We start from the raw sequence: 9,577 nt of genomic DNA on the forward strand, positions 1-9,577 counted from the left end.
GGCATCATCCATGCGCATCACGGCATTCAACCATTGAACGGCCGAGATGATTAGCAGACGCTGCTTCATTAGCGTTAAGACTGATCTTGACAGGATGACTCTCGAAATGAGTTATGGCGTTGCGGATGTCGGTAAGTAGGAGCTCAGCCATTTCACGTGAGAAATCGCGTTTTACCAAGATCCGCTGAAAGGCTTGATGAGCAAGCTCACCTGTGAATGGATAAGCTGGCACTTGCCAACCACGTAATCTCAGTCGATCAGAGAGGTCGTAAAGGTTAAAACTAAGCTCTTGGTCGGCTCGCAATGTCCATACCACCGTGGGGATGCCACCTGCTGGGTTGCCATCGTTTATCAACTCAAATGGGCCTAGCTTTTTGAGTTCTTGAGCAACATATTGAGCATTGGCATAGCTCGCTCCATGGATGGCTTGATAACCATCGCGACCTAGGCGGACAAAGTCGTAGTACTGGGAGATCACCTGCCCCGCTGGCCGCGAGAAGTTGATCTGAAACGTTGGCATATCGCCTCCTAGGTAACTCACATGGAAAACCAATCCTTCCGGTAGATCACAGGATTCACGCCAAAGAACCCAACCCACACCCAGAGGAGCTAAGCCGAACTTATGGCCAGAGGAGTTGATTGACTTCACGCGCGGCAAGCGGAAATCCCAGGGAGCTAGATCAGGGGCACAGAAAGGAGCAAGAAAGCCACCGCTTGCTGCATCCACATGGATAGGGATGTCGAGTCGTTTTCGCTGTTGCAGCTCATCGAGGGCCTGACTGATGGCTTGTACGTCTTCATACAGGCCGTGATAAGTGACGCCCAGGGTAGGTACTACAACGATGGTGTTCTCATCCACTTGCTCCAGCATTCGTTCTGGAGACATGCAGAGCTCGCCGGAGGTCATCTCCACCTCCCGCAACTCAACGTCCCAGTAGCGGGCAAATTTCGTCCAGCAGATTTGTACACTGCCGCAAACCATGTTGGGGCGATCGATCGACTGACCTGCTGCTTTGCGATGTTCACGCCAACGCCATTTCGCAGCCAAGCCACCCAGCATGGCGGCCTCACTGCTACCGATGGTGGAGCAGCCCACAGCTTCACCGGGGGCATGCCATAAATCAGCCATCATCGAAACACAACGGCGTTCAATCTCTGCGGTTTGGGGATATTCGTCCTTGTCGATCAGGTTCTTGTCAACCGCGAGGGCCATTAGCTCAGCCACCTGGTGGCTTTCATAGGTCTGACAGAAGGTGGCCAGATTTTGTTTGCTGTTGCCGTCAAGCAATAATTCCTCCTTGAGCAAATTAAATGTTGTTAATGCAGGACGGCACTCTTGCGGGAAAGTCGTGCGTGGTAACGGTGAGACCAATGCATCAACGGTTTCCCCAATGGCATGTTCTTCCAGATCGTTGGAGCGGGGATTGGAATGATGCAGGGCCATGCTTTTTTCTTGTTTCTATGTATGACCTTAATGACGTTGTTTGAGCAAGGAAGCCTTGCAAGATGGGAGGTGCAATAACAAACAACTGAGTCGGTTGATGATCCATGAACTCAACACCCCTTCGGAGTTGAACGAGGCCTATGGCCTGATCCGCCACCTTCATCCGAAACTCGGCAAAGCTGATTTCATCAGCCGTCTTGGGCTGCAACGCAATGACCATGGCTATGTGCTTTTGGGTCTCTTTCAAGACCTCAATCCAACTGATCAGAAGCAACTCTCTTCATTGGCAGTCCTGGCGGGATATCGCTTGGCTTCTTCCCTATCGCTTGGCACCTACTTCTATCTGGGAGATCTTGTGACGAACCCCACCTGTCAGGGCCAGGGTCTGGGAGTTCAGATGTTGCGCTACTTGGAGGCGATCGCAAGGGATGCGGGTTGCAGACAGATCCATCTAGATGCAGGAGTGGAGCGATTTGGAGCCCATCGTTTTTATGCAAAACAAGGGTTCAACATAGTGTTTCACCATTTCGCCATGGAGCTTGGCTGAAAAGAGTTCCATCAAACCGATTGCTATCAGATCAATCAAGCCATTGACGGTTGCAGTCTTGGTAAACGATCTTGAAATGCAGAAGTTTGCTTCTTTGGGCTTATATCCCTCTAAAAGATTCTCACAACATGCTTTTTAAATATCCGGAGGGAAATAATTTATCCGATGAATCACTTGGTCCGTTTGATCTTTGGCCATATCGATCTTTGGACCGCATTGATTGCTTTGCTATGCGGGGCTCTGCAGGTTCGCCGTAGTTGGAACGTCAGTCGCTGGTCGGAAGCAACCCTGCTCTGGATAGCTTTTTGGGTCATGGGTCTAGGGGGACTGTATGGATTCGCAATGCATATATCGTTTGGCCAGTTCATCGCCGAGTAGATCTGCTGGCCTAATCGCCCATTCCAGAATGAAGTGGCATTCGCCATCTCACCATTGGCATCCTTGGGTTGAGTCGCTTCTGGCAGCGAAGTCGTGACTATTTGGTTGCCTCGATCGTTGCCTATGCCAGCTGGCTCCTCGTCGATGGGCTCGCGCATGTTTATTCGCTGGTTGTCCAGTCCAATGATGCTCCCTCCAATGTTGGAACACTTTTGTTTACAGACCTTTTAATGCCAATCCTGATGGTGATCTTGTTGTGGCTAACTCGCGAAGAACGAACCCGACTAAAACCTTAGCCCAAAAAACACTTTCGATTCGTTGTTGCAAGCTGCGCTCCCTTCAAGAACACTGCTGACATCGCGTTGCTAATCCTAGGGAAATGAGGATGTGGCAGAGCTTTCATAAGCTCTCAGTCTGCTGACGATGGAGCTTAAAATCATAACGAAAAAAAACCTTCTAAAACTCTTTTTACAGAAAATCATCTAAAAAGAGGTAGAGGCAAAAACCTAATAACAACCTCAGTTCAGTAGTAATGTCATCGACACCTGAAAGCCAGCCTGATCAAAGCCAGAGCGTAATTCTCAAACCAAACATCCGCTTACCTGTATTGGTGTACGTTATTGGCCTAGCAATGCTACCGCTCCCTCTCCATCCTTGGGCGACGATTGTGGTGTGCGGATTCGCAGTATTTTTGCTTGTGCAAGCTTATCTGCTGCGTTTGGAATTAACCGACAAAGATCTCGTGATATGGCGAGTAGACGAGGAGATACGCCGCTTCCCATTTGCCAATTGGCTGGCCTGGCGAATGTTCTTGCCGGAAATACCAGGCATCTTGTTCTTCCGCGAAGTCAAGAGCCCTCATCTGCTGCCGATCCTTTTTGACCCTGTCATGCTTTTAGAACAGTTGAGGCTTCGAGTGGGAACTCTCGAAGTGCCTAAAGAATCGGACTAAAATAATCCAGGAGATTGATAAGATTCTGGGCAGTGACCTTTCACCTCCTCAATCACAAACTTCAGATGAATGCATGAAACTGCAAACACCATTGTTTGAAAGCTACTCATCAATTCCGTTACTGATCTATGATGGCGGCTGTCCTTTTTGTCTCCACTTTGCAGAACTGAGTGAGTTACGTAGTGGTGTTCAGGGCTTGGAGATATGTGATGGACGAGCAGAAAAGCCTTTACGAGATAATTTAAAATCTAGAGGCTTAGATCTCAGAGATGGAGCCATATTAATCGTAGGTGATGAGGCTTTTCATGGAGCTGAGGCCATTCAGTGGTTATGTCAAAAAATGGAACCATCCGCTCCGCTATTATCTGTTCTTAAGACTTTGATGTCTTCACCATTTCGCTCGAGGCTAATATATCCTTTTCTAAGGCTGGCCCGGCGTACAGCACTGGCTTATAAGCAAATACCATTAGATCCTGATTAAATGAATACAGGTGCTTGACTGTGTAAAATATAGACGCTCACTCAATATAATCAAGCCAAGATATTAGCTGCTTTCACTTTCAGGCAGTAAATTTGATTGTCATTGCTTTCAAGAAGCTATAGCCTTGGAATTTATTGGATATTTATGATTTTATAGCTACATCTATATCTTTTGAAATGGTCACCAATATTTCCCTGATTGAGTTGCAAGGATTGAACCTTTAGGGAGTTTGATCTGAATATTTTTAGTACTTCACGATTATCCTATCTCCATCGGGCGATTGATACACTTTTTCAGTCACCTCTCCTTTGTCGATAATTATTGTCACCACCCTAGAGCCCTCTGGGATTTGAATAGTCTTTTCAGCTTCTACTTTTTCATCAGCCTCAGCTTCAATGACTGGATTGTCTGAAGGATTCTCAATTGGCTCTTCAGGCATGGGCGGAATTCACTGCCCTTAGATCATAGCTCTGAGAGTCAAAAGTGACAGATTAAACCAAGGAAAGCGTTAAAATACTTGTTAATGGCAAGTTCAAATCTCTAAAAGTTTTTCACTGATGCTCCAAAGCCTTTGACGGTCTTCCTCCCTAAGTGCCAATGGGGCAATGCGGCAAAGCTTTGGGTAACCCCTAAAGTTAAATCTAGGTCCGTATTGTTCGCCGCCTTGAGCAGTTGGCGCGGTTGCAGCATGTAATTGTGGTAGGGACCCCATTGCAGCGCTCTGAAACATGGGATCCATTAACCGATAAGCAAGGCCTTCCTGCCAGGATTTGTTCGCAGCAACAGATTTAGGCTGCAAATTAGTGCGTGCCAGACCTGGATGTGCCAACAATGATGCGATCCCACTTGCTGTCTGGCGCATTCGCTTGTCGAGTTCTAAGGCGAACATCACATTCGCAAGCTTGCTTTGTGAGTAGGCAGCCCAGCGGTCATAGTGCTTGATGCCTTGAAGATCGTCCCATGCGATTCGACCCATGTACTGTGCGCCAGAAGTGACGGTAACAACCCTTGCTCCATGTTGCTTTGCGAGTAAGGGTAGGAGCTTTAGTGTTAATGCCATGTGGCCAAGATGATTAACGGCGAACTGAATCTCCAGACCCTGTTTGCTGAGGGTCTTTGGAGTAGCCATCACTCCAGCATTGTTAATTAGAAGGTCCACTCGGCTGTATTGGCTTTCTACCTGCTCAGCTGCACGCCTAACGCTCGCTAAATCAGCGAGATCCAACTCAATCAGATCAAGCTTTTTGGAATCATTGCTCTCGCGAATAACTTGGCGTACATCTTCACCTTTGGGTAGTGAGCGACAAGCCATAATGACTCTGGCACCCTTATTAAGCAATGCCTTGGCTGTCTCAAGACCAAGGCCACTATTGGCACCTGTTACTAATGCAACCCTTCCTTTTTGATCAGGGATATCTGCAACTTTCCAACTCATCAGGTGGCTCCCTTATCAGTGGTGATCCATAAAGTAGAACATTGAAGCCTAAGCTGCATCAATGCATCTTGAGCAGGGCCTGTAATTTCTAAATGGTTACACGGCCCTTCTCAATTCGCTAATTGATCCCATAAGGATGGCAAGCAATATCGTAAAGTCGATTGTAAACGTTTCTTTGCCAATGATGGAGACTTCCTTTTGCTTGATTTAGTCGTAAGTTCAATATTCATGGAATCTTAAGATAAGATATTGTTGTATTGCGTAACACCTCAATCTCTATATTGCCGGAAGCTTTGCCAGTTAACCACACAACTCATGCGTGGCTGCAAGGATATTCAAGACCAGAACATATAAGACAAGTGATTCTATTTCTCTTCTAGCAAATATCGATATTTTCGATCTAGACCATCTATCAAGCCCACTTAAACTTGCACTCAGTTTTGGGCTGAAATGGTCTCATGTAAGTTGCTACGAAAAATGTTCTTTGTCGGATTGAAAATTGTAGGTTATAATTAACCTTACTGCGATCTCGGCTCGATTTTGTTCAAACGCTTGGGCACTCATTTTTTTGCTGATCTAGATGAAAATAAAGCTTCTTTTTAGCAACGCCATGGGATGGTCTTAGCTACTCCATGCCTTTGTTTTGATCAAGATTAGAATTTAGCCACGAGCTTTATCGTTTTGATTTAAAATTGTGCAGCAAAATGGAAAGTGCCAATGGATTTATGGAACAACTTCTTATTGGCAGACACTGGGCTAATGCTTGTAGGGATACCACTGCTATTCATTTGGAGAGCCAGAAAAAATAAAGTAAGCAATCAGGATCATACAAAATGATGTGCTGCTTGTTGAATCAAAGCAGATTAGCTAACCGGCTGGTGAATTATGGTTCAGAATTTTCATCCTCCTGTATTTCGACTTCATTAAACTTAGCAAGGATATGTGTCTCGATATCCAACACAAAAGACTGAAGTCTACGGTATGAATTACTAATAAATCTTTTGTGAAAATTATTGCCAGGATATGAGATTCGTTTGTAGGCAACTTTTCTAAATTGCCATGATTTATTATCGGAGTAGCGATGCAGCCAGAAATGCTTTGATGGTTCTGTGGAGTCCCCAATAGTCTTAAGTATATTACGCTCCAGAATGTCTTTATTAAAAAGATTCTCAGTGCGAATTAGGGCGCATCCAGTAGATCTATCAATAGCGGCAATCCTGACATCATATAAATTTGGTGAGTCCTGAGCAGCAAGTACTAGAATTAAATCTTCGGTTGTTAGGAAAGTAGAGATAATAGCCTCATCTAGGATTATCTCAAGCAATTCACTCTTTGTATCCAAATCCTCAAGCTTTGCACAATAGATGTCCTCCATTTCAGGGGAGGTCATGAAAATAACTGAATTTGGGTCAAGCCAGAAATCAAGATCAACCTTTTCAATATTTGGTTCACCTTTATTCTGATTGGATATACAAGCAAGACATTGTTGTACTGTATTGCTTAGTTCATTTAGGATGGGCTCAGGCATGTGATTGCAAATGTAATTGTTGACCGTTCTCGCTATCTGGAATAAGTATTTATACCGTAGAATGGCTTTGTGTGAAGGTTGCGTTTCCGGTGCTTTTGTTCGTAGGGATACAGTCTCTTAAACAGTTTATTGCATAATTGTATCCTGGGTTCAAGGTAAATTGTCTTATCAGCGCATGTGCCAATAACAAGGCTGTTCTGATTCTACATATTAATCTAGCTTCCCACTATGGCTGAGTATCTAGCAGCAAGAGAAGCTCTTTAAGCATTATCATAGGTATTACCATGTATTTACATGGTTTTAGCGTTAAATTGAAAGAAGGATTTATGGGCTATTCCAATCTTCTTTTTTGTGATTCCACAGTTGGCAGAAGCGGGTACCTTAACAACATTGTGCCTTCACCCATTCTGCAGCATCTGCATCTCCTAGAGAGGAGGCTTCCTTCCAATCAGAACAAGCACCCTCTAGATTTCCCTCCAATTCTTTGGCAATACCACGATTTCTATAGGCTACAACATTCTTAGGGTTAATGACTAGTACCCTCTCATAGGCTCCAATTGCACCTTGATAATCACTTAATGCAGACTTTGCAAGACCGCATCCAATGTAGGCATCTTCATATATCGAGTTAATTTCTATTGCCTTGCTGTAATCATCAAGTGCGGCTTGATAGTCACAAAGGTTGTATTTAGCAAGGCCCCTGTAGTTGTATGCCTCGGCATAGTTTGGATTGACTTCTATCGCCTTTGTATAATAGTCTATCGCTGATTGATTGTTGCTTCGCTTTTGTTCAGCATTGCCTTGGCTGTAATAATAAAATGCATCTTGATGATTTCTGTCTTCTTCATTGCTCATATCATTTACAACCTTATTCTCAACTAAGTTTTTATTTTCAGCACGCTCGTTCATCGCAGTGATAAGTTGTGGCATTATCTCTAGCGCCTTCTCATGGTCAGTAACCGCTGCTTGCCTTCGGCCCAGCCTATCCATTAAATTGCCACGATTGTAATAGGCAAAGGCAAAAAGAGGCATGGCCTCAATTGCCTTTGTGTAGTCAGAAATCGCACCTTTGACATCATTAATATTGTTTTTGCTAATCGCTCTATTGTAGTATGATTTTGCATGTTTTGGATCTAGGGCAAGAGCCTTAGTGTAATCATTTATGGCACCTTTGTGGTCGCATTGATTGAATTTAGTAACCCCCCTATTGTAATAGGCAGTTGCATGTTGTTGATCCAGTTCAATAGCTTTCGTGTAGTCATCGATTGCCCCTTTGATGTTATTCGAGTGCCTCTTAACAACACCTCTATTGATGTAAAAGCTGGCATCGAGTCCGTTGATATCAATTGCTTTGTTGTGATCATTTAGTGCGCTTTGATAATCACCTAGTTCATCTTTTACATTCCCTCGATTATTGTATGCAATGGCATTATTTGGATTGATGTCAATTGCTTTGCTGTAACTATCAATTGCCCCTTGGTAATCATTTAAACGAAATTTTTTTTCACCATCTTTGAAGTAGTCATTTGCACTTTTCCCAGATGCGGAATGATTGGACGACTCATTTGCCATGGCTTCAGGAGTCTCTAGCGCCACTTCATTCGGATTCTACCCGCCATAACCAAACTTCTGGCAGTATTTTAACTTAATCATTCTGAGGACTGGCATGGCAATCGCCAACTCTGTGCTTGCTCGAAACCTAAGTCTATCAATGATAGTTCAACAAGCACTGCAGTGAAGATGGCCAATCATTTACGTCAGCGGCTCTGAATTTTAGACAGCATCTTTTTGCAAGGGACCAACCAATGCAGAAATAAATTATTTAAGTTATAGAAATGCTTTTGGCATTTATTTTGAATCTATTCAACAAAGGTCTAGTTTGGTTCCCTTATTGGGCTTGCCATATTTGACTTTATATCCAGCTACAAATCATGCATGATTATACTTTTGATGAGTTGTTTTCGAATATGCTTAAGTGAAATATTTTGAATCATTGGATGCCGTCCTATCCATAGAGACTTTATCTCTGCAACAAGAGGATCATCGTATTGCTTGTGGCAAGGAAAATGTTGGTGTAATCCGCGTTGAATGTTTTGAACAGTGCTCAATGATAGTTCCCGCTCTGCTGGCCATCGCAACGTTTGTTTGCCAACCCTCTGCTCGGTAGGGGGATCTTCTTTTTCATGACTGGCCTTTCGTCTTACCTTGCAGCATAGTTATCTTTTCTACCCGTCTTTATATCGGCTATCTTCCTTCCTCGTCAGAACAGCCCCTCTAGTGCTGGATCACGACATAGAGCGATGTTTTGAAGCCGATGGTGTGTAAACCAGCTAAACGCGAATCCACAATTGATCATCTAAACCAATTATTGCCGATCTCGAGGCAAATAAGCTCACAACACGTGAGATGTTTCGTTATCACCTCTATCCCTCCTTAGCGATCTTTGCAACAGGCGTAGCAACCTTCTCAACCATCTACTGCGCGATTCAGATTGAACCGATTGCCAAGCAGTCACGATTCTTTCATCGCTGTGTGCATGAACTAACGGTAGACCCTGATGGTCAACTCGAGACCAATTGGAAGCAATTCCAGATCTGCAACGGCGGCAAATAAGTATGCCGCGGTTAGCATGGGAATAGGCCAAGACGAAAGTACTTGGCAGACGGGTCCTTCCACCGGACCTTTCAACCATGCGTTGTTGAACCTGTGATACGCAACAGCCAATCTTCTCCAGGTTACGTTTACTGAGCCGCGATAGCCATCCAAGATCTTTTGAAAGGTCTGCCCCATCTGTAGGTAGGCCTAAAAGTTC

11 protein-coding genes are annotated in these 9,577 nt (G+C 44.5%); 6 read left to right on the plus strand and 5 right to left on the minus strand.

From position 1 onward, the window contains the following. Positions 1–4: 4 nt before the first annotated feature. Positions 5–1,444 carry a glutamate decarboxylase gene (locus SIB80_RS06170; RefSeq protein ID WP_063419428.1) on the minus strand — a complete coding sequence of 480 codons (1,440 nt, stop codon included), beginning with the start codon at positions 1,442–1,444 and terminating at the stop codon, positions 5–7. A 40-nt stretch (positions 1,445–1,484) separates the two neighbouring features. On the opposite strand from SIB80_RS06170, the gene SIB80_RS06175 reads away from it, so the two are divergent. The 5 genes from SIB80_RS06175 to SIB80_RS06195 all read left to right on the plus strand — a co-directional run bounded on the left by SIB80_RS06175 (position 1,485) and on the right by SIB80_RS06195 (position 3,802). After that, positions 1,485–1,991 carry a GNAT family N-acetyltransferase gene (locus SIB80_RS06175; protein WP_240951588.1) on the plus strand — a complete coding sequence of 169 codons (507 nt, stop codon included), beginning with the start codon at positions 1,485–1,487 and terminating at the stop codon, positions 1,989–1,991. A 165-nt stretch (positions 1,992–2,156) separates the two neighbouring features. Further along, the gene (locus tag SIB80_RS06180) at positions 2,157–2,369 is read left to right on the plus strand and encodes a DUF6790 family protein (RefSeq protein ID WP_063419429.1); all 213 of its coding nucleotides are present in this window, start codon (positions 2,157–2,159) and stop codon (positions 2,367–2,369) included. A 38-nt stretch (positions 2,370–2,407) separates the two neighbouring features. Further along, positions 2,408–2,665 carry a DUF6790 family protein gene (locus SIB80_RS06185; RefSeq protein WP_063419430.1) on the plus strand — a complete coding sequence of 86 codons (258 nt, stop codon included), beginning with the start codon at positions 2,408–2,410 and terminating at the stop codon, positions 2,663–2,665. Between the two features lie 236 nt (positions 2,666–2,901). Next, positions 2,902–3,321 carry a DUF3119 family protein gene (locus SIB80_RS06190; RefSeq protein ID WP_063403280.1) on the plus strand — a complete coding sequence of 140 codons (420 nt, stop codon included), beginning with the start codon at positions 2,902–2,904 and terminating at the stop codon, positions 3,319–3,321. Between the two features lie 73 nt (positions 3,322–3,394). Next, positions 3,395–3,802: a DCC1-like thiol-disulfide oxidoreductase family protein gene (locus SIB80_RS06195; RefSeq protein WP_052646165.1), complete on the plus strand. Its 408-nt coding sequence runs from the start codon at positions 3,395–3,397 to the stop codon at positions 3,800–3,802. A gap of 244 nt (positions 3,803–4,046) precedes the next feature. On the opposite strand, the gene SIB80_RS06200 is transcribed toward SIB80_RS06195, so the two are convergent. From SIB80_RS06200 to SIB80_RS06215, 4 genes are all read right to left on the minus strand, one after another. Beyond that, positions 4,047–4,241, minus strand: a complete 195-nt coding sequence (locus SIB80_RS06200) for a hypothetical protein (protein ID WP_041384296.1) — start codon at positions 4,239–4,241, stop codon at positions 4,047–4,049. A gap of 93 nt (positions 4,242–4,334) precedes the next feature. Continuing rightward, positions 4,335–5,237 (minus strand): oxidoreductase, encoded by a 903-nt coding sequence (locus SIB80_RS06205; RefSeq protein ID WP_063419431.1) that lies wholly within the window; start codon positions 5,235–5,237, stop codon positions 4,335–4,337. Between the two features lie 883 nt (positions 5,238–6,120). Beyond that, on the minus strand, positions 6,121–6,765 hold the full coding sequence (locus SIB80_RS06210; protein WP_063419432.1) for a hypothetical protein: 645 nt from the start codon (positions 6,763–6,765) through the stop codon (positions 6,121–6,123). Between the two features lie 381 nt (positions 6,766–7,146). Next, positions 7,147–8,337: a tetratricopeptide repeat protein gene (locus tag SIB80_RS06215; RefSeq protein WP_205909573.1), complete on the minus strand. Its 1,191-nt coding sequence runs from the start codon at positions 8,335–8,337 to the stop codon at positions 7,147–7,149. A gap of 834 nt (positions 8,338–9,171) precedes the next feature. Between SIB80_RS06215 and SIB80_RS06220 the strand changes: the two genes are divergently transcribed. Next, on the plus strand, positions 9,172–9,378 hold the full coding sequence (locus SIB80_RS06220) for a hypothetical protein (protein WP_063419434.1): 207 nt from the start codon (positions 9,172–9,174) through the stop codon (positions 9,376–9,378). Positions 9,379–9,577: the final 199 nt, after the last annotated feature.

Origin of the sequence: Prochlorococcus sp. MIT 1327, assembly GCF_047304785.1 — a bacterium.
Taxonomy (GTDB): domain Bacteria; phylum Cyanobacteriota; class Cyanobacteriia; order PCC-6307; family Cyanobiaceae; genus Prochlorococcus; species Prochlorococcus marinus_D.